The organism is Candidatus Babeliales bacterium (assembly GCA_041660205.1).
Lineage (GTDB): Bacteria > Babelota > Babeliae > Babelales > Chromulinivoraceae > JACPFN01.
The window spans coordinates 87,747-112,326 of the sequence record JBAZWT010000001.1 but is presented as its reverse complement, the minus strand read 5'-3'; the positions used below and the strand labels follow the sequence as shown (position 1 = coordinate 112,326).

Here is a 24,580-nt window from a genome sequence, read left to right as displayed (position 1 = left end):
AAACTTTGGAAAATTATATGCATAGTTCTAAACGACTCCCAATCTTATTTTGTCTTTTTAGTTCAATGCTGCTTGAAGCTGCTTTTCCTACCAAACCAGAAACTGAGATCTCTGTAAAAAAAACTCAAAGAAATTATTACACACATAATCCTTATGCTTTTGGAGAAAAGCTTAAAGCAGAAAAAACTGCTTCATGTCTAATCCAAGCAGTTATAGCTCAACAAAATAATTCTCAAAATCTTGCAGCAATTGCTCAAAATAATGACGATAGCGACAATGACAACACAGTAACAACTCAACGTCGATTTAATTTTCAATCTCAGCAAGAGTTTCTGTCTGCTCTACAGCAAGAACAAAACCCACAGACCATGTTAGAGATTCTTAGGTCTATTCCAAAGGAAATGTTAAATGAATATAATAACAAAGGACAAACAGTTGCTCACAAATTCTTTCGCATATACAGAAAGTATGATCCTGTCCTAGAGGCTGCTGCTTTAGGCGTAGATTTTACAAAACCTTCAAGCAACAATGATAAATATCCTGGTTCAACCATAGCTCATGATATTGCAGGATTGTTAATAAAACTTGCAAAAAGTCGCAATTCTAATCAAAATTTTATTAAAAATAAATTACAACGTTTACACTTATTATGGCAAATTGACAACGGTGTTCACTTTAACACAAAAGAATCAAACGAACGTCAAAGGACCGTATGGGACCTACTAGAATTCTCTGGTCTTTTAAATGATTTTCTTGATCTTTTAAAGGATCATACACGTGTGCCAGAAAACTATCAGAAGTGATATCAAACCTACTGTGAGCTCAAAAATAATATTAAAAAGGTTATTGTTGAAAACAATTTACAACAATAACCTTTTTAACTATAGTTGCAGCAAAGTTTTAATTTCTCTTAAGTGCTTTGGAAATTTATATGAATAGTTCTAGCCAACTCACAATCTTATTTTGTCTTTTTAGTTCAATGCTTCTTGAATCTGCTTTACCAACAAAAGAAGAGGCTTACTTTCCTATAAAAAAGACTCAAAAAAAATGTTACACCCATAATCCTTATGCCTTTGGAGAAAAACTTAAAGCAGATAAAATTGCTTCATACCTAATCCAAGCAGCTACTATTCAACAAAATAACTCTCAAGATCTTGCAGCAGTTACTCAAAATAATGACGATGATGACGATGACAATGCAGTAACAACTCAACGTCGATTTAATTTTCAATCTCAGCAAGAGTTTATGTCTGCTCTACAGCAAGAGCAAAATCCACAGATCATGCTAGAGATTCTTAGATCTGTTCCAAAAGAAATGCTAAATGAATATAACAAAGAAGGACAAACGGTTGCTCATAAATTCTTTCGCATATACAGGAAGTATGATCCTGTCCTAGAGGCTGCTGCTTTAGGCGTAGATTTTACAAAACCTTCAAATAACAATGATAAATATCCTGGTTCAGCCATAGCTCATGATATTGCAGGATTGTTAACAAAACTTGTAAAAAGTCGCCGTTCTAATCAAAAATTTATTAAAAGTAACTTGCAACGCTTACATCTATTATGGCAAATTGACAATGGTGCACATTTTAACATTAAACGTCCAAGCTCTGTGTGGAGCCTTTTAAAAGGGGCTGGTCTTTCAAAAAGCTTTAAGAAAGAATTAAATAACTTAGACCATCTGCTTGCTTATCATCAACCAAAAGATCAATCGGTCAAGCCTTTAAATTACGACAATTCAGTTGATCAAGTATCTGATTCAACATCTAAAGCTATCGCTCAAGATGACGATAAAGCCTGCGCACAGCAACCTCTTCAATATCGTATACGACGTTACACTCATAATCCTTATGCTTTTGGAGAAAAGCTTAAAGCAGATAAAGCTGCTTCTCTCCTGCACTCAACGCCTACGATTCAACCACCAAGCTGTTTGCAGCATCTTGCTTCTCAACAATTATCAGTAGCTCAAAATGATAACGATGATGACGATAACGCGCAGCAATCTCAACGATCTCGTATACGGCGTTACACTCATGATCCTTATGCTTTCGGAAGAGAGCTTGCAAAGAACGCTGCAGAGATTAAAGCAAAAAAAGATGCGTCGTGCCTAAACCAAACAACTACTGATCAACAACAAAATCAGTTACAACGTTTTTTACCAGCTCCTCTAATTGGTGGTCATGATGACGATTGCAAGCTAGTAACAACATCTACCTATAAACAACCAAATCACTCACACAATTTGGTGCGTATTTCTCAAAATGATAACGATGATGACGATAACGACACAGTAACAACTCAACCTCGATTTAATTTTCAATCTCAGCAAGAGTTTATGTCTGCTCTACAGCAAGAACAAAATCCACAGACCATGTTAGAGATTCTTAGGTCTGTTCCAAAGGAAATGTTAAATGAATATAATAACCAAGGGCAAACAGTTGCTCATAATTTTTTTCGTACAGATAGGAAGTATAATCCAGTGCTAGAGGCTGCCGCTTTAGGCCTAGATTTTACAAAACCAACAAACGACAATGATAAATATCATGGTTCAACCGTAGCCCATAATATTGCAGGAGTATTAATAAAATTTACAGAAAAACGCCATTATAAACAAAAATTTATTAAAGCTAAGTTACAATGCTTACATCTATTATGGCAAATTGACAATGGTGCTCACTTTAACACAAAAGAATCAAACGAACGTCAAAGGACCATATGGGACCTGCTAGAATTCTCTGATCGTTTAAATGATTTTCTTGATCTTGTAAAGGATCATACACATGTACCAGAAAAATATCGAAGGTCATATCAAATCTACTGTGAGCTTAAACAATAATAACTAGCAACTATTATTGAAAATATTTACAACAATAACCTTTTTAACTATAGTTACAGTAAAGCTTTAATTCCTCTTAAAGAAAGTTCATATGAAAAAAAGTAATAATTATTTGGTATGGATTGACCTTGAAATGACAGGTCTCGATTATAACAATGATGTTATTTTAGAAATCGCAACCATTATCACAGACAATGACCTTAACGTTATTGCAACTGGTCCAGATTTAGTTATCAAACAATCTAATGAGGTTTTAGAGCGTATGAATGCTTGGTGTGTTGAGCAACATGGTAAAACTGGACTCACTCAAAAAGTTAAAGATTCTACTATCACTCTTGAGCAAGCAGAAGAAGAAACTTTAAATTTTTTAGAAATGTATTGTGAAAAAGGCTCTTCTCCTCTTTGTGGTAACACCGTATGGTTTGATAAAATTTTTCTAAAAAAGGAAATGCCTCTTCTTGTTGATTTTTTACATTATCGCGTTGTCGACGTTACAGCATTTAAAATTATGCTGAGCAGATGGGCTGGGAAAAAGATTGAATACAAAAAAGTAAATTCTCATAGAGCTTTAGATGACATTAAAGAATCGATTGAAGAATTAAAATTCTATCGCGCAAATTTTATTACTATCCCTGAAATCTTACCTAAACAGGGTCAATCGTAAAATAAACAGCTGATTTCATTTTATAGTTTTTAAGATCTGAAAAAAGTTCTATCATAGAGCTTCTAGAAAAAGATTTTAGAAATAGCTTTTGGCTGTACACAGTTTTAATCTTATAAATCATAGCTGGAATTGGTCCTAAAATCTGCACATCAAATCCTTGTTGCTCTGCGCATTGACGAAGCATAACTGCAAATCTTTTTGCATCTTGTTCAACTATTTTTTGATCAGAACCTTTTAATTCAATTTCAGCAATGTGTTTGTAAGGAGGATACTGCGCATCAACTCGATTTTGAATTTCTTGATCGTAAAAAGCTTGATACTTAGTTTCATCCACAAATCCAAAAATCTTATGCTCATCAAACGCTTGAATAATCACCGTACTTTCCTGCGACTGTCGACCAGCACGTCCTGCAACTTGAATTAGTTGTTGCAAAGCAGTTTCTGCAGCGTTATACACGGGAAAATGCAGGTTCAAGTCAGCCCACAAAACTCCAACTAACGTAACGCCTGCAAAATGATACCCCTTGGTAATCGACTGTGTTCCCACCAAAATATCAATAGCCCCTTCTTGCATTTCTTCAACAGTATTTGCCCAACTTCTTTTTTTCACCGTTGTATCTAAATCTGCACGCTCAATGCGAGCTTGAGGAAATAATTTTTGCAAAATTGAGACAACTTGTTGCGTACCAATACCTTTTTTTAAAAATTCTTCATGACTCACGCCACACGTAGGACATATTGTGGGAATAAAAGATCTGTATCCACAATAGTGACACAACAATGAATCATCTTGGTGCAACGTCAAGCTTACTGAGCACTGACCGCATGAAAACACAAAACTGCAGGGACATTGTACAAAAAAACTATATCCACGACGATTTAAAAAAATAATGGTCTGCTCTTTTTTTTCCAGGCGATCTTGCATTGCTTTGTGTAGTTCATCTGTAATCCAAAAATGTTTTCGTTTCTTTTTCGTTTTCAAAGAAGCAAACTGAATTTTAGGGAAGTTACCTGAAAATCGGTTAAGCATGGTCAGCAAAGTCCATCCACGCTTTTTAACGTTCCATAAAGATTGAAGTGATGGCGTAGCAGAACCGAGAACAACAGGTACTCCATACATTGCAGCTTTTAAGATTGCCATGTCGCGAGAATGAATTTTTGGATGTTTCTTTTCTTGATACCCATGGTCATGCTCTTCATCAACAATGATTAATCCTAAATGAGCTATAGGTAACAAAATAGGCATATGAACACCTATGATAATAATCGGCTTTTGTTCAAGCAGACATTGCCAAAGCAGTCGTTTTTGCCCTGTAGGTGCAGCAGAATGAAATCCTATGACGGGAGTTTGAGCAAAATATGAAGCAAATATTCTTTCGAAGCGCAAAGCTAAAGCAACTTCTGGTAAAAGCAAGATCACTGCTTTACCCTGCTTTATAGCATCCTGCGCAAGCCTTTTATAAATTTCTGTTTTTCCAGAACCAGTAACTCCATGAAGTAAAAACGTTTGATGTTTTTTATCTAAAACATAAGGAGCAATTTTGCTGTAAGCATCTTCTTGCTCACTGGTAAAAGAAACTTGCTCTGCGTGAGTTACAGACTCAAGAGGTACTACAATATCTGTTATTTGCTGCTTTTCTGATAAAAATTGCTGCAAGCGCTGCAGAAAATATAAAGAATCTGTTTGAGAGTAGTTGCCAATCGTTTCAATAAATGAAGCGTACAAAGTATCTTTTGGAAAAGGATAAATCGAGTGAATTGGCTTAATAGTAAAGGTATATTTTTGTGCTGGGTCAGCAACTTGGGATACGACTGCAGGAATAATACGATTGCCAAGTGGAGCTTTGACGAGTACTCCTGGAGAAATTTGATGCTGCAATTCATGGGGCACACTGTATGTAAAAAATTTTGATGCATAGTGCAACAAACGGACATGTATAATCATATTTTATTTTTCCATAGCCTGCTTAGGCTGCATTACCACTTAGGATAAACCGATTTTATATTCATACCATTATACAGAGGATGAAAATAAGCAGCGTTTCGTAATCGAATTAATTCAATTTTATATACATAATTTGCCAGTTTTAAATCAATCCAACGAGTATGCAGCCTATCTTCATACTCACTTACTTTTTTTTGATCTTGTTTGACCATTACAATAAGTTCTTTAAGGCCTGTAACGTTTGCCTGATCAACGCCACAATCTTGCAGCAATAAAACAATATCTTCACCTTGATTAATACAGTCCCATAGCGTAGACCATCTTTGTTTTAATCCTTGATGAAACACAGCAATGTCATTATTCAAATCATATTTTTTTATGTAAGAATACATATCTACATAGTCTTGATAATATTTTTTCAGCTCTTCGATACTTTTTTCTAAAACAGAGTCTGTAGTCTTTTTACGTCGCTGCAACCTTTTAAGTTTTTTTAAAGCTTTTTTCAAAACTGCGTTATCGCCTCTCATCTGCCGGATAAGTTCATCAGATGGTTTATTTATCAATAAAAAAAGATCGTTCATCGATAAACCATCAGCAAGCAACTTTTTTTGTTTCATGGAAAGAAAAAGGCTGAGCGACTCTTGATATTTTTTTTGAATTTCATCGACAGACGGCTTTTGCGCACAGACAAATGCGCCAAAAATAAACAGAATAAAAATAATTTTAAAATAAAACTTTTGAAACACAAAAAACCCTAAATGTTACCATGTTGCCGTATAAACATGCCATGCACTTTAACAAGTATACCACCTGCAAAACCTTAGTCCAAGAAAGCTCTGTTTTAATCAATTAAATCTGCGCATGCTTTTACACGCACTTAGATATTCCTACAAAACTCTTGAAATAACCAGTTGTCACCAAATAGATTATTTTTATTTATAAAAGGACGCGCGTGAAGAAATCATTTTTTATCATGAGTTTGTTTTTGGGCATCGGACTTTTTGACAATGTCTATGCTGCGGCAAAAAGCAAACCCATGTTTAACAAGCCAATGCTTGGCAAACCAATGTTTTCTGTGTTCAGCTGGAATATTTTAGGACCAAACACACAAGACGTAGATAGTTTTTTTCCTGAAAAAAAAGGTGACTATAGTAGATTAAATCAAACTTTAAAACACATACCAAATTATGCAGACAAAGCATCATTTATGCCGTCAATATTATCATTTCAGGAAGTTGACCAAATATCTCGAAAAAAATTAGGTAACGCACTTAAAGCAAAAGGCTATGTTGAAGTTGCATACCAACCAAAAGGTCGGAACGGTGGAACAGTTTTGTATGTTAAGCAATCAGACTTTAAAGTAATTAAAAGAGGTGGTATTGATTTGGGCGATGGCGGTTCTGCTGCTTTAGGACTTTTACAATCGAAAAAAACTAACACAAAAATACTAGCAAGCTCTCTGCACCTGAGCAGAGGAGATGATAGTCGAACAGACAATATACAAAAAGGCGAGCGTCAGCTTACAAAGCTGCAAGCAGCTTCCCAAAAAATACTGGCTGGAGAAAATTCTAAAAAAGTTCATAAAATTTTTGCTGGCGACTTCAATACCAATGCTCAAGAAATGAAAACTAGCTCATTAGGATTCCTACAAAGAATTGATAACGATTTCAAAAAATATTTTGATATTTTTGCTGGAGCTACAACTTCAAACGATGTATCGGGCCAGCGTAAAGGTATCGACCATATTGTGTCGTCAGACAACCTGCTCAAAGTTTGTCAGTTCTCTAAGATCATAGGAAATAACCCCGGAAAAAGAATTCATGATCAGGTGCCATCAGATCATGCAGTGCTTTATGCTGTATTCCAAGACCAATAAGCTAAAAAGGAATGTTCATGGTGTGTAAAAAACAATTATTTATCATTACGCTTTTATCAATTAGTCAAACGTTTGGAGCTGACCTGCAACAAGCAGAAAAAGCAAAAAACTCTGATTATTCATCTCCGCAAGAACGTATAAAAAACATCGTCATTATTAATGATTCTTTTGAAACTCAATGGTTAAAAAAACAAGAAAAGCCTATTTTGTTTTTACAAGATCAAGATATTGAAAATATAGCTTCTTTTGCCACCTCTTATTTACACGCAGCTTTACGACAAGAACAAATCGTTCTTTGCAGTAAATCTTTATGGAGAAATCTGCACTTTAGAGCTCAAATCTGGTCAGATTTTTTAAATATGACTATGCCCGATCTTTGGATAAAATATAATTATCATTCCAATTTTTCAAAATCTAATTTCGCTTTCATAAAATCTGCGATAACTAGGATTAGTCTTCATATGGCCAAAAAAGACCAGCTAGACAGTGATGATTATTATAAAATTTTAACATCTATAATTCATGATAAAGATGTAAGTGAGCATTTATTATATTTTTTATTTGCTGAACATAAAGGATACCAAAATATCATTACAGAAGACTTATATGATTGCTTTGATCTTGATGCCTATCTTTTATTTATTCCTAAAAACGAACGCTTTAATTTTAAACAAACAAAAAAATCTGCGTCACAAAATTTCGATAAAAACCTATATGATTTATATATGGGCTTAAACGTGGCATCTTTACAGCCTTATCATTATAAAGATAATTATTTCTTGGAAAAATTTAGAGAAATAGACAAAGTTACAACTGAACAGTTAAATAATGAGCGGCTGGGAATATTGCTGCAAAACGTTCTTGAAAAATTATTTATAAAAAAGTCAGAATTTGAAAAAAATACCGAATTACAATCAAAAATATTATTACCTCATTTTAATATTTTTATGACTGGTCACGGAGAACCAAGTGCTAGTATCGCAGGCATAGAAAATAATAGTCTTAAAAAAATTATATCATTTTTAAATAACTATGTTTGGACTAAAAGCTTAGGACTACAATCTTGTTATATCGGTGGACTTCGTTTTAAAGAAATCGTCCAACATGACCTGCAAAAATCCAGCTCTTGGGCTGGAGATCTGCATTATCCAATTCTTTTTATTGGAAGCTTTTTTACAGTTACTTATGGACCTAGTTCCAATACATATTTTGATGAAACGATACCGCTTACTTATGAATTTGAAGATTATTTTGCAGCACTTAGTCTTGAAAAGCAAGATTACAATGAGGCTTTAAAAGTTTTTACCACAAACGACTTTGCAGATTCTTATTTGAACAATTATGGAAGTATTAAATTTCCCCATACCAATTGGATTATGACAAATGATTATGATAAAAATGTAGCAAACATTACCAATGTAAAAGTTGCAACAGCACCTGATAATAATATTGTAATTCCTACTTCTAAAGAAATAGTTCTCATGAGTACCAATAAGCTATTTGTATCGTTAACAATCGAGCATGTAGCAGACATGAAAAAAACACATTTACCTCAATTTTTACCCGTTCATTATCTCGATCAAAATTATTTGTTATTTGATATGAAACTTTTAAACGTGCTAACAGAACTAGATACTCCTAAAAAATTTGTAGTTGCTGAAGTATTAACAAAAATGTTTCTTTTGATGTCCTTCGAAAGCATTGAAGAATCAATTGATATTGTAATTTTGTCTGCACAAATTGGCGACAGTAAGGTACAAAATATTTTATGTGATTTACGCAATAAAACACTTTATTTTGAGCTACACGATCAAGGAACCATTCAGCATCATTGTGCCACAGCAGATCAAGAATTTATTAATTTTAGAGATTGTAACTACCAAGAATATAAAAATAAAATTAATTCCATTTATCAAAGGGTTCTTTCTTCAGATCAGACAAATATAGACAGACAGTTCACACAGAAATTAGAACATGCTTTACGTACTGGTCCTATCAAAAAAACTGCTTTAAAAAAACCTGCCATAAATCAACGCAATGGCAACCTACCTGCTAAAAAAAGGTATACTCACAATCCCTACCAAAAAACAGTTACGCCTAAAACTCAATAATAGTGCTGTAAGAATCTAGGATTTGTACATAATCGCTTCTTGAATGTGTTTGCTGTCGATTTTTTCAGAGCCGTCCACATCAGCAATGGTTCGGGCAATTTTTAAAGTTTTGTGATAACTGCGCATGCTCAAATTCAACTTTGCAAAAGCTTTTTGCATAATAATTTCTGCTTCAGGTGTTAGCACACAATAAGTTTTAACTTCTTGTGCTGTCATCATACCGTTTGCTTTACCTTCAACTCCAAAGCGTTGCTGCTGAACATCAAGAGCTTTTTTAACGCCAATTTTTAAAAATTCAGAACTGATTTCATCAGCTCTGTTATCACGAGTTGCGTCTTGATAGCTTACCGCTTGCACTGACACTCGAATGTCAATTCGATCAAGCAGTGGACCAGAAAGTTTATCTTGATATTTTTGTATTTGGGCTTGTGAGCAAGTACATATTTTTGTTGTGTCACCCAAGTAACCACACGGACATGGGTTTAGCGCTGCAACGAGTAAAAACGATGCAGGATACTGCACTGATTGTTGCACACGAGCGATATCTGCAACACGGTTTTCAAGCGGTTGACGAAGCGCTTCAAGCACATCGCGCTTAAATTCTGTCAGCTCATCTAAAAATAAAATTCCATGATGAGCAAGGCTCACTTCACCTGGCTTTGGAAAAGTTCCACCGCCGATAAGTCCCGCCTGAGAAACTGAATGATGCGGACTTCGAAAAGGTCGCTGAACAACTAATGATTTATTTCCAAGCTTTCCGCTAATTGAATAAACTTTGGTTGTATCAATAATTTCATCAAAGGTCATATCTGGCATGATAGTGAGCAGCCGCTTAGCAAGCATTGTTTTTCCAGATCCAGGTGGACCAGAAAATATCACATTGTGCCGCCCTGCTGCTGCAATTTGTAATGCACGCTTAGCCCAAGCTTGCCCTTTTACATCAGCAAAATCGAGCTCTGTTGTTTTTTGAGAATTAATAAATTCAGAAACGTTTGTTTTAGTAGGTGTTATATTTGATTCACCGTTTATATAATGAATTAAATCGACCAAGCTGCTTACGCCGATAACATCTACGCCATCAATAAGTCCAGCCTCTGCTGCATTTTCTTTAGGCAAAATAAGACGTTTTTTTCCTAAACGTTTTGCGTCGCATGCAATTGAAAGCGCACCTTGAATTGGATTAATTTTACCATCAAGTGATAGCTCACCAATAATAATTGTTTCTTGTAAAAATGATTGCGATAGCTGAATCATGTTTCCTGCTTTTAAAATTCCGAGTGCGATAGGAAGATCAAAAAGAGTTCCTTCTTTTTTTAAATTTGCAGGAGCTAAATTAACCGTAATCTTTTTTTCTGGCATTCGAAAACCGGAATTTTTCACAGCAGTGAGTACTCGTTGTCGACTTTCTTTAATGGCAACATCGGGTAACCCGACAATGAAAAAATTGATAAGTCCAAATGCTAAGTCAACTTCAACGTCAACTTGATGAGCATTGACTCCTATGGTGGTTGCTGAAAAAATTTTTGTATGCATAAAAAGATCTAATTTTTTTGAATTTTGTGTAAACTACCAATACATAAACAGCTCAGAACTACTCACACGAAATTAAAGATATCATTTTTGAAGCAGTTAGAAAAGTTATAATTATAAAAAAACGCAATTCTGCTCATGTTTTTTAACAAAATGAATGCTCTTAAGTAAGGATGAATACAATGAACAAAATCTTTCATATTCTCGTGCTCACATCTGTTTACTGCGCTCACTTGCATGCTCCACTTGCTATCGGAGACTCAAGTGCTACAACTGGCGAAACATTTAGTTTCGATATCGGTTTTGCATCTTTTGACGCTGGATCAGACACATCTTTTCCTCGCTTATGGACCGCATCAAACGATCTCGCTATGAGCACCAAAGCAGACTCAGTCAAACAATATGGTCTCAGTTTCATTAATCAACTTTCTTCATATGTAGCTCCAAACGTAAGACCAGTTGCAATCCCAATGGCAAATTCAGAAAATGCAATAACTTACGCATGGAATGGAACATCGGCAATGATAGGATCTGTTGCAAATCCAATTTGGGGAGGCATATTTTCTTTCTTCGACGTATCAATACAAAAACCAGTGTTTACGGTTACCAGTGATCCAACTAAAATTTACGCTGTAGAAAATCTTGTACATTATGCTGTTACAGATGATAACCATAAAAATGTAACCGAACTTTTAGTTCATGATTTTGGAACTGGCGATGAAGTAAAAACACTTTTAGCTTCTGGAAATGAAATTTACGCAGCTCATGCTGTTGGAGCCTTTGGAGCTGACGCAACTTCAAAAATAACATTACTTGCGCGTTCAAAATTCACAAGTGAGCAAGGCGTAATTCCTTATCTTAAACTAATTGCTGATACCGAAATCACTACAACAACACCTGCTCTTTCTGGTGGACTTGCTCCACTTCTAGAACTTTGCCCAAGCGTCACCATTAGCAATTTGTTTGGACAAGTTTACGTAGGAGTTGACGCCACTGCATCGTTAGGATCAGTCGCAGCAGGTATAACTATTGCTCAATTAAATTCTGTAAATCCTGATGGATCTGGTGGTTTTCTTTTTCAGTTCAAGCAAATTGCACCAACGTCTGTTTTAAATCCAGGATTTGATACGGTTATTTCAGCTAATTCATGCAATGAAATTCGTATTAAAAATATTACCGGAATGAAAACAAGCACAGGCCTTGATTACTTGATCGTTGCGCGTGACAACGGTGCTGCTCCGCAAACTATTTATGCTGTTCCAATTGTTTCAACAGGTTCTGATACAGGAAAAATTGCAGATTTTACCAGTGTGAAAAATTATTTTAATACGAAGCCTGCTATTTTTTCATCTCGACAATTTACTACCGTCATTTCTGACGCGGCACAAATTGATCCAGTGGGCGCTTACAGCGCGCAACTTTCAGTTGGTGCTGGAGCTCTTCCTTTAGACGCTCCAAATTCAATTCAAAGTTTGTATGCAGTTGGTGATTCAGTTTATGCAGTCATTGGTGATGCTTACACAGCAACACAATCTCCTGGAACTTGGCATAGTCAGGCTATCTTTGATCAAGATGGACACATCACTTCTTGGTCGCCATGGGCACGAGTGCTCGGTTCAGATGAACAGATGAATTATAGCGTTGTTGATAGAAAAACAATCTCTGGTTTTTATGTGGCTCACGTAACTACCAATTTTAGAGCGGTGCAACAAACAACATTTGTAACCGATAGCAACTTAGCTCCTTTTTTAACTGTTGCTCAAGGTGCTCCAGGAGGCATTCAAGGACTTTTTAATTTTCCACAATCAACTTCCGGTTTTAACAATGCAGTGTCACTTCTTTTGGCAACAGGCTACGGAAAAGTAACCATTGGACAAACTGGCGCTTTAAATGCAGGAATTTTTGAATCTTTAGCTATGACTTCAGCAGATGTTATTTCTTTTGAGGGATCAGATTTAAATGATCATCGAGCACTTATTGCATCAGACATTGCACACAATGGGGCAAATCATTGGATCTTTGTCGGTGGAATCAATGGAGTTTCTGTTTTAGCAGAAGACATTACGAGTTTAGGAGGCCCTTCGGGCTGTAGCTGGATTGGAAACTTACCAAACGTTGCGGCTCTCAATACAGGACAAACATGGAAAACAGTTGGTGAGTTTACATCAGTAAAAAAACTAGTATGGGATCAAACATACATTTACATACTTACGAGCACAGAGCTCTATCGCATTGCGCTTAATCCAAATAAATTTTTAACAACTCCAACAGTCGCTTTAGGTGAGCAGCTTGTTGCTTCATCTTCAGATATTTCAAGTGGTAGTTATTTCCTTGATATCATTATCGACAATGGATTTGCGGTAATTGGTACAACAAACGGACTGTTTACAGTCAACGTTGGTTCTAAGCAAACAACACAAATCAAAATTCCCAACGGACTGCCAGCAGTTACAAAGCTCATAGCAGTTTCACCAAGCTTGCAACCACAACGTACATTTAAAACATTATCAAACTTAATAGTGCTCAGTAATTCATTTGGAACGCAACAAGCACGCTTAAACAGATTTGTAATTGAAAATTCTGTGCTCACACCGTTTGATGATTTTCTAAGTGTTCAATCCAATGGCACTGGTGCTCCATCATCATTTATTAAATTCGATAATTACATGTCCAGTTATTTCACCAATGGTTCTTGGAATCTTGCAAGTTCATATTTTCTTGGTTTAACTCAACCATTGCAAGGTGTTCATACAACACCACTTGTACAACAAATATTTGCCGGTGTTAGAGCAGGACTTTCAAGCAGCCAAATTATTATGACCAAGCTTTCTGCTTACGCTCCACTTCCATTTGCTTTCGGAACAGACAACCTGGGTGGATTTGTCCAAGAGAGTGTTACAGGTAGCTTGATACTGTTTGGTAATTTTGCCGCACATGCAAACGTTTAATACAAAAAAAGGACTCAGAAATGAAAACAACAACCAATAACAATTTTTCTAAACAACTCATTGCGCTGTGCTTTTTTATGAGCATGCATAACACACAAGCAATAACTCCGCTTGGAATGTTTGTGCCATACGATATCAACCTCAGGCTCAAAAAACCTGCTGTTAAAAATTGGCAAGGACACATTCTTGGCGAAAAAAGTTATAACGTCAAAGGCTTTGCGACTGATTGCGCAGAAGAAGAAACTTTTGAAGTTAACGTTTTGCAAATTTATGAACCAATACAAAACGTCGTTTCTATGTACCAAGGATTTGACACCAACGGAGCAACTGTTCAAAAATTATCCACACCTTTCACACAGCTCCTTGATAGCATTGCTGGAGGACCTGGTGGTGGCGTGAGCAACCTTGAAAATGGTATCTACAGACCGACAGGAACCCTTTCATGTGGTCAAATAGCGCTCGGTACTACCTACAGCTTTAGCAACTCTTTTTATGTAAGCGCTTATCTTCCAATATACTTTGCAAAACTTTGTAACGTGCAATGGCAGTATCTCGGAAATAACTATTTATTTTCTGGTGAAAAAATTCAACAAGAGCTTATTGATTCATTTGCGCAGGATTCGCAAAAATATTTTGGCTTATGCGTTAACGGCTGGAAACAATCTGGTCCTGGAGATTTAACGGTACTTTTGGAATGGCAACAAGATTTTCCGCAACGTCGTCAAGTCCTTAGAAATGTTCAAGCAAACATTCGCGTAGGATTAAGTTTTCCAACTGGTGTAAAAACAAACGAACATATCATTATGCCTGTATCTTTTGGAGCTGATGGAGCAGTTGGATTACCTTTTGGTGGCGGACTAAGCATGAAGCTTGGAACAGTTGGCGAAGTTGGATTTAGTGGACAATTCTGGTATTTTTGGAGCAATCAAAAGCTGCGTCGTATTAAATCATTCCCTACACAAACAAGCTTACTTTTACCAACGCTCACTCAAACGTTCAAGCAGTATGCGTTCTTGCAAAACTTCAACCTTCATGCTCAAATTTTTAGCCCTTCTCAGCGGTATTCATTTAAAACATTTTATCAATACTGGCGTAAGCAAAAAGATACTCTAACAACGATATGTCCCGATTTTAATTTTGAAGTCGTTAACTCATCACTTAGCATTGATGAAATGACTCGTCATGATATTGCCCTTGTAGCAGTTTATAGTCCACTGCGTGGGGACTATGAACGCGTTATTCCTCAGTTTGAAATTTTCTGGAAAAATTCATTTAAAGGAATGCGTGCAGCAATAGCTTCAACGTATGGCGCACAGTTTTCACTGATCTTTTAAAGAATTAAATTTTATACGAAATAAAAATGGCGCAACCAGTAAAAGTTGCGCCATTTTTGTTACATTGTTTTTTAGACTTTAAATATTCATCTTCATTGAATCAAAATTCATAGAGCAACATAGATCTTTACATGCTTGCATGCGCATCATCAAATGTGATTTTTTCGACGTCATCAAATCTTCTTGTTCTTCAAGAGCAACTAAAATAAGCGGCTTTGTTTGCAGATCATGAAGCACGTGGCAGTAAAAATCTTTATTGAGCGATCCTGACGACAGCTCAACAAAATAACAGAAGCGATGAATAAACGACCAACACATATCATCAAGCGCATCTTGGTTGCATAAAACTTTTTGATCAAGACAAATCTGACATTCATGAGCAAGCCTGTTACATGTATACCAAACCTGCAGATCATCTTTCGATGACCAGACCAATTTATTGGCACAAAGCTCTAAGAACCGTAAAACGTCTTTTTTCAGGTGTTCCACTTCAATGTGCTGTTGAGTCACGCTTTGGTTTGTTTGTTTTGCAATCTGCTCAGCTAAAGAATCCATAAATCCATCAGGATTTTTTTGAAAATATGAAAAATATTTTGAAAAAATAGTGGTCAGTTTTTCTTTTAAAACAATCTGCATTTCATGCAAAAAGTTCGCTTCTTTTTTTTCCAAATACGGCTTCATAGCCTGAGTTAATTTTGGTAAAAATTCAGCAAAAGCTTCTGCTTCAACGTACGAAACTGCTTTGATTTTTTGCATAAACATTTTAATAACTGAAGCTGCAAACACCTCTGTTTGGCTAGACTTTTGGCCATATTCTAAAAATTGAATCATATGAGAAAGGCTGTACGGCAAATAATTAATATACTCAGGATGATTGTATACATACTTAAAATAATAACTAATGCCATCTGGTGTAAAGGTAATTGGTTTACAAAAAAAACTAATCAGATCAACTTCTTGCCGCGACAATGAATCACTCGTTAGTTCACTGCTTGATAAATTTATAGCAGAGGATGATGCTAACTTGTCCGGCGCCTTTGAAAGATCCGATGTATTGCTGGTTCCACGGCGCAAGTCCGACGAAGCCTTGGCCGTGTCCGGCATAGCCGAAGGCGACGCCTGGGCGAAGTCTGGAATCAGGTCCGAGGACTTCGTTTTTACAGATTCCTTTGCAAGAACAACTTGATTGTTTTTAACTTTGGTTTGTACCTGTACCGTAACCGCATCGCGCTGTGTTACCATCAATGCAAGCATAAACCACGATGCAAACTTAATATACTTGTGCACATTTCCCCCATATGCTAACGTTATGTAAGTTTTAATTTTTCACAGGTATATTTTTACTTTAAATTAAAATAAAAGTAAATTTTTACAAGTTTGATGTCTCAAAAAAGATAAAGGATTTCGAAAATGGCACTTTATTTTTATCGTGCTTTATCCAAAGAAGGAAAAAAAGTAAGCGGTCATCTTGACGCTTCTTCTGTTGAAGCAGTTCGCTCACAGCTCACAGCCAAAGGGCTTTTTCCGTTTGAGGTCAAAATACAAAAAGAATCTGGTGTTTCATTTTTCGCTTCACTTTTCGAACAACCTGTATCGTTTAAAGATATCATCTTTTTTACAAAACAACTTGCAGTTCTTTTAAAATCAGGCGTCCCACTCCTTCAATCGCTTGAACTTCTCTCTGATCAATTTACAGGAAAACTTCGTTCCATTATCATCAGTTTGAAAGATGGTGTTAAAGAAGGTAAATCACTTGCCGACGGACTTGCAGCGTACCCTAAAACATTTAGTAATATTTACATTCAACTCGTTAAAGCTGGTGAAGCAAGTGGTAAACTTGAAACTATTTTAGAACGATTAACTGAATATTTAGAGCGCACAGAAGAAACACGAAAAAAAGTAAGTAAAGCTTTTTCTGGGCCACTCATCCAGCTAGGAATCATTGCCGCAGCAGTCGTGGCGATCATGACTTTTGTTATTCCAGAATTAAAATCTATGCTCAAAACAGCTGGCAAAGAAATGCCGCTAGCAACTCAAATACTGCTGACAGGATCATATATTTTAACAAATCACTACCTTATTCTTGTCATCATCATTCTTGTAATTGCTGTAGCATTTCAATATTGGAAATCTACTCCACAGGGAAAACGAACTCTTGATAACCTCAAGCTCAAAATTCCTATTGTAAATTTTTTTGCACGAACAAGTGCTGTTGTACAATTTTGCGGCACACTCGGCATGCTCCTTGAAAGTGGTGTAAATTTATCGCAAGCTTTAGATATCGTATGCAACATTATTGATAACAGCATTTTGGTTGAAACTCTTGAAGCTGCAAAAGATAAAATTATAAAACAAGGTAAAATTTCACCATTTTTAAAAGAGACTGGTCTGTTTCCTCCTATGGCAATTTATTTAATTAACACCGGAGAACAAAGTGGTAATCTTGATTTCATGCTCTTGACTGTAGCAAAAAATTATGAAACAGAACTCAATGATTTTACCGACAGTCTTACATCAAAATTAGATCCTATCATGACCGTTTTAATGGGTTTCGTCATTGGTTTTATCATGTTTGCAATCATGGGACCAATGATGAGTATGTATGAAATGTAAAAAGTATGTCCATAAAAAATAGAATCATAAATGAAAGGAACTTATTATGATCTCAAACCAAAAAACATTACAGCAAGGTTTTAGCTTTATCGAAATGATGTTTGTGCTTGTTTTAATGGGAATACTCATGACCATGGTCGGACCTCGCGTTATGAGCCTACTTGGTCGCGGCAGAGCAACGACAACAAAAAACACTCTCAAAAACATTCAAGTAGGACTTAAACAATACAAAATGGATTGTGGCAAATACCCAGAGCGACTTGAAGATCTTTTGAAAAAACCAGAAGGCTCTTCAAATTGGCAAGGACCTTACGCTGGTAACGAAGATAGCGGAGTTCTTGAATTACCAAAAGATGGTTGGGACAACGATTTAATTTATAAATTAACTCCAGGAGCAACTCCTCCATATGAACTATATTCAAATGGCGATCCAGAAAAAGAAGAAGATAGAATCTATGCTTCAAAGTAAGAAGCTATCGCAACATACAACAGCAGGGGTCTCGTTTATCGAGATCCTTGTTTTATTACTTTTGATTTCAATGTTTATGTCATTTGTCGCGCCACGCTTTTTAACAAACCCACGTGGCAAAGAAAAAAAAGAATTCTTTTCACAATTTTCTCAGCTACTCTCAGATACCATTTATCAAGCAATTACATCCAAAAAAATTCATCAAGTTTTTTTCGATTTTGATCATCGTGAAATTAAAGTAAAAATTCATACTCCTTCGAAAGAAGAGCAAGACAAGCACAAGCAATTTAAGCCAGTGCCTGAGGGAATATTTCACAGCTCCACAACGATTCCAGAGCGCTTGGTGATTAAAAACTTTTTCATCCAAGGCGTTGATGAAATGGGCCAAGGTAAAGTTACGCACGATGCATGGTTTTACATTATGCCTGATGGCACAAGTCAGACCGTTACGATTAACATTGAAGATGAAAACGAAGAAACCAACAATCAATTTGCTATCACTATCAACCCTTTTTATAGCCAGGCGAAACTTCATGATACCTTTGCAAAGCCGTAGTGGATTTACCTTTATCGAAATTATAATCGCGCTGACACTACTCACCATTATGGGTACGTCACTTTTTATGATGCAATCAACTATTTTTCAAAAACTATCCAAGGCACATAATTCGGTCTCTAATCTTTTAGAAATCGATAAAGAATTGATCGATTTTAAACTAACACTAGCGCAAGCGCTACAAGAAAAAAAGAGTGTAGCCGATGTTAAAATTCATCAAGAAAAACATAATCCTGATGTAAAATTAGATATTGCTATCAAGCCAATTGCGCAGTCATCACAGCTGTATAAAAATTTTTCAAAAAATGTTTTTATAGTGCAAGCAACAGCAACGCGTGACAAACAGGAAGATCAATGGTTTTCATTTTTATACATTCCACCAAAACAAGAAAAGGAAGAAGCTCCTTCTGCCAAAACTCCCAAAGGTGCTGCATGAATAACCAACGCGGATTTACGTTATTTGAGTTTGCCATAAGCATGATGATTTCAACCATGCTCATGACTGCAGTGTTTACGATTTATAATCAAATAAATAAAGGTGCAGCAACAGTTCAACGCATCACAACAAGCGATACAAAGATTATGATTTTACGTGATCGGTTAAGCACTGACTTTGAAGGTATTTCGCCCCTTTGGTTTACTTCAGAGATCTATGAAAAATTAAAAGCAACAGACGAAACAGCAACTAAAGCAATTAACTCTGACTCAAAAATAAAACGAAACAACTTTTTATACGCACAAAGTAATGACAAAAACCTCAGTTTTTTAACCTTTGTAACCACTAATGCGCTACAAATGTATGGTGACAGTACTGCTTGCTTTGTTCGAGTTGTCTACACATTAATTCCTGATCCAAAAAATGAAACTGTTTTTAAACTCATGCGCAAAGAAGATAAGAAACCATCGGCTGATTTCGATATTGAAAAAATGAAAGAAGGCACTTTTTACGAACTAGCTAGCAACATTACAAAACTTTCTATCGAATTTGGCTATATTGATCAAACCCAAAAAGATGACAACAATAAAAAACTTTCTTTCATCTGGGCTAAAGAGTGGGACAACAAAAAAAAGAAATCTGCACGTGATGATAAACAAGACAGTAAGCAAAAAGAAGCTAAAAGCGATGATGCAAAGAAAAAAGATGATGACACTCCAGACTTACCAGAAGCAATAAAATTAAAAATTTCTTTTGTCCATGACATTGAAAAACCAGAAATTGACTATGAAATATTTTTTGCTGTCCCAATCAATCAAGAGCAAAGCTTACAATCATTTGCAGAAAAAAGATCACAAGCAGAGCAAAAAGCTAAAGGTAATCAAGCTAAGTCACCTACAAATAATACAGCTATTAGCGCTGCAAATCCAGCTGCTTCAGGAGGACCTCGTGCATAAAAAACCAGGTTTTATTTTATTTTTATTGTTTAGCATTTTATCTGTATGCTCCGTCATCGTTTCTTTATATTTTATGCAAGTAGTTACTTACCGGCAGCTGATGACAGTGCTGGTCGCAAAACAAAAAACACATCGCCTGGCGCTCAGCGGTGTTGCTCTTGCTCACAGCGTCATAACCCCTCAGGAGCCAAATGATCAAACTCCAAAAGAAGAAAAAGCAGCTGTCGCAAAAGCAGAGACAAACACAGATCAAACACTCCTTAAGCAACTTGCTCCTTTTTTTAACAAACAAGAATCATACAAACTCACGCAGAAAGCTGATGGCGTTGATGCAACTCTTTCTATTGCCGTACAATCCGAGCAAGGAAAATTAAATTTAAACAGCTTATATGACTTCGAGAAAAAAAAGTTTTTAAACGAAGGGCAGCCCAATGATCGTAAAAAATTATGCACGTGGTTGTTTGAAAAAATAGCTTCGATCACAAAAAAACCTTCTCTATTTCCAGCATTTGAAAAACATCTAGCCAGCCGCGGACTTGATTTTAATGATGTCACAGAATTACTGTCCATTAAAGAATTTGAAACAGCTTTTCAATCAAACGTTTTTTTAAATTTTGAAGCGTCTGAAAAAGAAAATGTTTTTCTAACTGATATTTTTACCGTTTCCACCGAGCAAGATACCATTAATCCTTGGCTATTATCGCAATCCTGGTGCAAAATTTTAGGACTTAAGCCAAAACAAAATATGTCGCAGGAAGAAATAAATAAATTATTTTCAAAATGTGCAAAAACTGCAAAATGGGAAACTGATTGGAACAATTCTTTAAAAGATTTATATCAAAAAGAGTACAAAGATCTTGCTCAAGAAGTAAAAACAATATTGACGACACAATTTGAAGCTAATATATTCTCCTTATTGCTCAAGGCAAATATAAACGAGACAAGTTCGACAATCTTTACTATAGTAAGGTCGAAGGCAAAAAATAGTTTGATAAGCATTGAGGTTATGAAGGCCTATCAGATATAAACCGGAGAATAATTTGCAGATTAATACAGAAACAAAAGTTGGCATATTTGTCATCCTTGCCGTCAGCGTCTTTATGTTCATGGTTTTGGGTATTGGAGCTTTTCGGATTACCTCTTCAGGGCATTATCCGTTCACAGTTTCTTTTGATGATGTTTCTGGATTATCAGAAAAAGCAGAAGTAAAAATTGCTGGTGTAAAAGTTGGTTGGGTCGACAATATTGAACTCACCCAAAAAGGCACTGCTCAAGTAAAAATTATGGTCAGCAAAAAATACGCTTTATATGACAACGCTTATGCCATAGTCCGTCAAGAAGGTTTAATTGGATCGAAGTACTTAGAGATCATTCCTGGGGACCCTATGCTCCCGCAACTTCATTCAGGAAACAATTTAACTCGTCCAGGACGCGAAGCGGTTTCTGTTGATGAACTTCTGTTTAAATTTAAAAATATCGCAACGCACGTTGAACAAATAACCGATAGCATGAAAGATGCGTTTACCGGTCCTGAACGTTCAGAACAAATGAAAAACATCGTTGAAAATATTTCAAACGCATCTTACAAAATCAACAACATTGCATCGTCTCTTGATGGCGCACTTTCTGATAAAGATGCCTTAAAAGCTATTATCGACAACATGCAAAGCTTTACAGCAACACTTAAAGAAGATCTTCCAGCTCTTAAAGAGCAGTTAAGTGGCTCTGCGCAGTCGCTTTCACGCGCAGCAGATGAAGCACGCGAAGGATTTGGAAGCATTACTTCAGTTTCTCAAAAAATCGATGAAGGTCGCGGCCTTCTTGGTAAATTGGTCAATGAAGATGATATGTACCGAGATATTAAAACAGCTGTCTCTGGTATAAAAAATTATTTAGCAAAATTTGAATCACTCGGCGTTATTTTTGACGCTCACTCAGAAAATATGCAACGACCAAGTGATCAATACAGATGGACTGACACAAAAGGTTACTTTAACGTACGCATTCATACTGGCAGCAGCTTTTTCTACATGGGACAAATTGCATCATCTGAAAGAGGTTTCGTCAGTAGAGATTGGCAATATACTACCTATCTTGATTCTCGAGAAAATACCTTCTCAGAAATTCCATACAATGAGATTCCTACTGATCCTAATGATCAAGTTGCTTCTCTTAACCGTCGTATGCATGCGCCACAAATTCTTACACAACATCGTCAACCGTTTGCTTATGGATTCCAATTCGGAAAAATTTATGACAATCTTGCGTTGCGCATAGGTCTTTTTGAAGGAGCTTTTGGTGCAGGTGCAGACTTCTTTATTCCTGTTGGTACCGATAAACTTTCTTGGATTACCACTCTTGAAATATTTGATATGCACGGTCTACAACGACTTCAATACGGCGATGAACGTCGTCCGCACGTAAAATGGTTAAACCGAGTATTTGTGCTCAATAATCTTTACATGACGTTTGGTGTTGATGACTTTGTAAGTGACAATGCTTCTCCATTCTATGGACTTGGTCTTCGATTTGCAGATGATGATATTAAATATCTTCTCTCAAAAATTACTCTGAATGTTGCAGCTTAAAAAATAGCTGTTACATTTGATACAAGACCATCTCTAAAAAAGTAGGCCATGTAATGAAACACTTTTAAATTCAACTTTTTAATATCTATTTAGGGAACATTATGCAAAAAACATACACCTTACTTGTTTGTTTAAGCTTCGTAACTTTTAATACTTTTACAAGCCAAAGACCAACTCAACAAGATATAATAACTCTACAAGAGTTTTTCTCCAATCTTCATCAAGGGCTAAAAGAATTACCAAAAACTGAAGTTTCGTCACCGATGCATTATAGAGCTGAGCTATATGCAAAAAAAGCGCTACAAGAAACAACTCGTATCAAAAATAATATGACTCAAGCTAATACTTTGCAACTTAGTTCAGCAGCAACATCAATCCAGTCTTAAAAAAGTTTTAAAAAAACAGATAAAGAAAAAGGCTCTCGAAATTTTATTTTCGAAAGCCTTTTTCTTTATCTAAATTTCTATGTATTTATGACCAGCGTTGTGTCCATTGCATTGGTTCAACGGCAGTATTATTTACGCGAATTTCCCAGTGTAAATGATCACCACTTGCATAACCAGTCATACCCATACGTCCAAGAGGATGTCCTTTTTTAACGCGCTGACCGACAGAAATATCTGCAAAATCAAGCAGGTGATAATAAAGACTTAAAACGCCACAACCATGATCAATCACAACTGTGTTGCCGCTATGTGTAAAACGATCTTTTAAGACAATGATACCGTTGTTTGATGCCCAAATAACGCTTCTTGGCTCCGCTATCAAATCGAGTGCCTTGTGTACTCGACGACCACGTTCTTGTGATGTTCGAATAACGCCAAATTCTGTTGTAATTCCTTTACTTACGATTGGAACTTCAAATACACCACTCCACAATTTTTCAGATACTGAATCGGCAGAAGCTTGTGCAAGTGCGTTTTCAAGATCTTGTTCTTGCAACTGTGTAAATGCCAATTCTGATTGAAGCTTATTACCTTGAACGTTCAAAATTCTTCTTTTAAAAGCCACGCTCATAACTTGAAATTTATTTTCTAAAGTTGTTTTACTGCCCAAGCGATCTACCACTTCAACAGTGAATGGATACTCTCCAGCGTCTTGCTCACACTCAATTGGAATAAATATTTCATACACCAAAGAATTTTTGCTTTCTGGGAAAAATGAATATGTTCCTGTCAGTACTTTTGCTGTTACCGATTTAATTTGTTTGTTAACTTGAACCTGAATGTGCAGGCAGCTTCCTTGTGAAACTTTATAACCAGATGATAGCGAAACAAGTGCTGCTTGTAGTCCTACATTGTCGGTGTAAAAAGAACGCTCAATGCATGTTTTATTTTGACTTTTTGTTCCATCAACAATTTCAAACTTCAACGAATGTAGACCGTCTGCAATTGTTTTAACGGGAATTGAAATAGGATGATCAAACTGTTTTTTATTAATTCTAAAATCACGATGCATCAAACTGTCATCAATCCACATTGATATGTGTGAAACTTTGTAAGGACTTGATCCTTTCAAAGAACCTGTTACATCGCCGGCGTATGCCTTGCCATCTTCAAAACCAATTACGGTTACTTGAGGCTGAGTTGTGTCAAAATAATATAAATATGTTCGTCTTGAAACGTATGCTACTAAGCAAAGTGTTAGACATAATACAATGTATCGCCCTTGAGGAATCATGCACAATCCTTATCCGTGTATATGGTATTTGATTAAGA

20 protein-coding genes are annotated in these 24,580 nt (G+C 36.0%); 15 read left to right on the top strand and 5 right to left on the bottom strand.

Annotated features, from left to right (window positions below):
* The first annotated feature begins 17 nt into the window (after positions 1-17).
* From WC747_00505 to orn, 3 genes are all read left to right on the top strand, one after another.
* Positions 18-803 carry a hypothetical protein gene (locus WC747_00505; protein ID MFA5998488.1) on the top strand — a complete coding sequence of 262 codons (786 nt, stop codon included), beginning with the start codon at positions 18-20 and terminating at the stop codon, positions 801-803.
* 128 nt (positions 804-931) lie between these two features.
* On the top strand, positions 932-2,836 hold the full coding sequence (locus WC747_00500; GenBank protein ID MFA5998487.1) for a hypothetical protein: 1,905 nt from the start codon (positions 932-934) through the stop codon (positions 2,834-2,836).
* Positions 2,837-2,927: 91 nt separating this feature from the next.
* Positions 2,928-3,500, top strand: coding sequence for an oligoribonuclease (gene orn / locus WC747_00495; protein MFA5998486.1), 573 nt, complete (start codon positions 2,928-2,930; stop codon positions 3,498-3,500).
* On the opposite strand, the gene priA is transcribed toward orn, so the two are convergent.
* Positions 3,481-5,445, bottom strand: a complete 1,965-nt coding sequence (gene priA, locus WC747_00490; GenBank protein ID MFA5998485.1) for a primosomal protein N' — start codon at positions 5,443-5,445, stop codon at positions 3,481-3,483. The two genes, orn and priA, sit on opposite strands and share 20 nt — an antisense overlap.
* 32 nt (positions 5,446-5,477) lie before the next feature.
* The gene (locus WC747_00485) at positions 5,478-6,191 is read right to left on the bottom strand and encodes a hypothetical protein (protein MFA5998484.1); all 714 of its coding nucleotides are present in this window, start codon (positions 6,189-6,191) and stop codon (positions 5,478-5,480) included.
* Between the two features lie 206 nt (positions 6,192-6,397).
* On the opposite strand from WC747_00485, the gene WC747_00480 reads away from it, so the two are divergent.
* On the top strand, positions 6,398-7,321 hold the full coding sequence (locus tag WC747_00480) for an endonuclease/exonuclease/phosphatase family protein (protein MFA5998483.1): 924 nt from the start codon (positions 6,398-6,400) through the stop codon (positions 7,319-7,321).
* A 17-nt stretch (positions 7,322-7,338) separates the two neighbouring features.
* A complete protein-coding gene (locus WC747_00475) occupies positions 7,339-9,432 on the top strand; it encodes a hypothetical protein (GenBank protein MFA5998482.1) in 2,094 nt (697 codons plus the stop codon).
* Positions 9,433-9,447: 15 nt separating this feature from the next.
* Here the strand turns inward: WC747_00475 and WC747_00470 are convergent, their stop codons facing one another.
* Positions 9,448-10,965, bottom strand: coding sequence for a YifB family Mg chelatase-like AAA ATPase (locus WC747_00470; GenBank protein ID MFA5998481.1), 1,518 nt, complete (start codon positions 10,963-10,965; stop codon positions 9,448-9,450).
* Between the two features lie 179 nt (positions 10,966-11,144).
* Between WC747_00470 and WC747_00465 the strand changes: the two genes are divergently transcribed.
* Both WC747_00465 and WC747_00460 read left to right on the top strand, forming a co-directional pair.
* Entirely contained in the window at positions 11,145-13,910 is a 2,766-nt protein-coding gene (locus tag WC747_00465) for a hypothetical protein (GenBank protein ID MFA5998480.1), read from the top strand.
* Between the two features lie 20 nt (positions 13,911-13,930).
* The gene (locus WC747_00460) at positions 13,931-15,244 is read left to right on the top strand and encodes a hypothetical protein (GenBank protein ID MFA5998479.1); all 1,314 of its coding nucleotides are present in this window, start codon (positions 13,931-13,933) and stop codon (positions 15,242-15,244) included.
* A gap of 78 nt (positions 15,245-15,322) precedes the next feature.
* On the opposite strand, the gene WC747_00455 is transcribed toward WC747_00460, so the two are convergent.
* Positions 15,323-16,531: a hypothetical protein gene (locus WC747_00455; protein ID MFA5998478.1), complete on the bottom strand. Its 1,209-nt coding sequence runs from the start codon at positions 16,529-16,531 to the stop codon at positions 15,323-15,325.
* A 123-nt stretch (positions 16,532-16,654) separates the two neighbouring features.
* Here WC747_00455 and WC747_00450 point away from each other — a divergent pair, with 123 nt between their 5' ends.
* From WC747_00450 to WC747_00415, 8 genes are all read left to right on the top strand, one after another.
* Entirely contained in the window at positions 16,655-17,857 is a 1,203-nt protein-coding gene (locus WC747_00450; protein ID MFA5998477.1) for a type II secretion system F family protein, read from the top strand.
* 46 nt (positions 17,858-17,903) lie between these two features.
* Entirely contained in the window at positions 17,904-18,326 is a 423-nt protein-coding gene (locus WC747_00445) for a type II secretion system protein GspG (GenBank protein MFA5998476.1), read from the top strand.
* Positions 18,265-18,882 (top strand): hypothetical protein, encoded by a 618-nt coding sequence (locus WC747_00440; protein MFA5998475.1) that lies wholly within the window; start codon positions 18,265-18,267, stop codon positions 18,880-18,882. The genes WC747_00445 and WC747_00440 overlap by 62 nt, the downstream gene beginning before the upstream one ends.
* Positions 18,860-19,318 carry a prepilin-type N-terminal cleavage/methylation domain-containing protein gene (locus tag WC747_00435; protein MFA5998474.1) on the top strand — a complete coding sequence of 153 codons (459 nt, stop codon included), beginning with the start codon at positions 18,860-18,862 and terminating at the stop codon, positions 19,316-19,318. The genes WC747_00440 and WC747_00435 overlap by 23 nt, the downstream gene beginning before the upstream one ends.
* Positions 19,315-20,274, top strand: coding sequence for a prepilin-type N-terminal cleavage/methylation domain-containing protein (locus WC747_00430; protein MFA5998473.1), 960 nt, complete (start codon positions 19,315-19,317; stop codon positions 20,272-20,274). Before WC747_00435 ends, WC747_00430 begins: the two co-directional genes overlap by 4 nt.
* On the top strand, positions 20,267-21,301 hold the full coding sequence (locus WC747_00425) for a hypothetical protein (protein ID MFA5998472.1): 1,035 nt from the start codon (positions 20,267-20,269) through the stop codon (positions 21,299-21,301). The genes WC747_00430 and WC747_00425 overlap by 8 nt, the downstream gene beginning before the upstream one ends.
* A gap of 13 nt (positions 21,302-21,314) precedes the next feature.
* Positions 21,315-22,862, top strand: coding sequence for an MlaD family protein (locus WC747_00420; protein ID MFA5998471.1), 1,548 nt, complete (start codon positions 21,315-21,317; stop codon positions 22,860-22,862).
* Between the two features lie 101 nt (positions 22,863-22,963).
* Positions 22,964-23,248 carry a hypothetical protein gene (locus WC747_00415; protein MFA5998470.1) on the top strand — a complete coding sequence of 95 codons (285 nt, stop codon included), beginning with the start codon at positions 22,964-22,966 and terminating at the stop codon, positions 23,246-23,248.
* Positions 23,249-23,333: 85 nt separating this feature from the next.
* Here WC747_00415 and WC747_00410 read toward each other — a convergent pair whose 3' ends face one another.
* Positions 23,334-24,542, bottom strand: a complete 1,209-nt coding sequence (locus tag WC747_00410; protein MFA5998469.1) for a M23 family metallopeptidase — start codon at positions 24,540-24,542, stop codon at positions 23,334-23,336.
* Between the last annotated feature and the right edge of the window lie 38 nt (positions 24,543-24,580).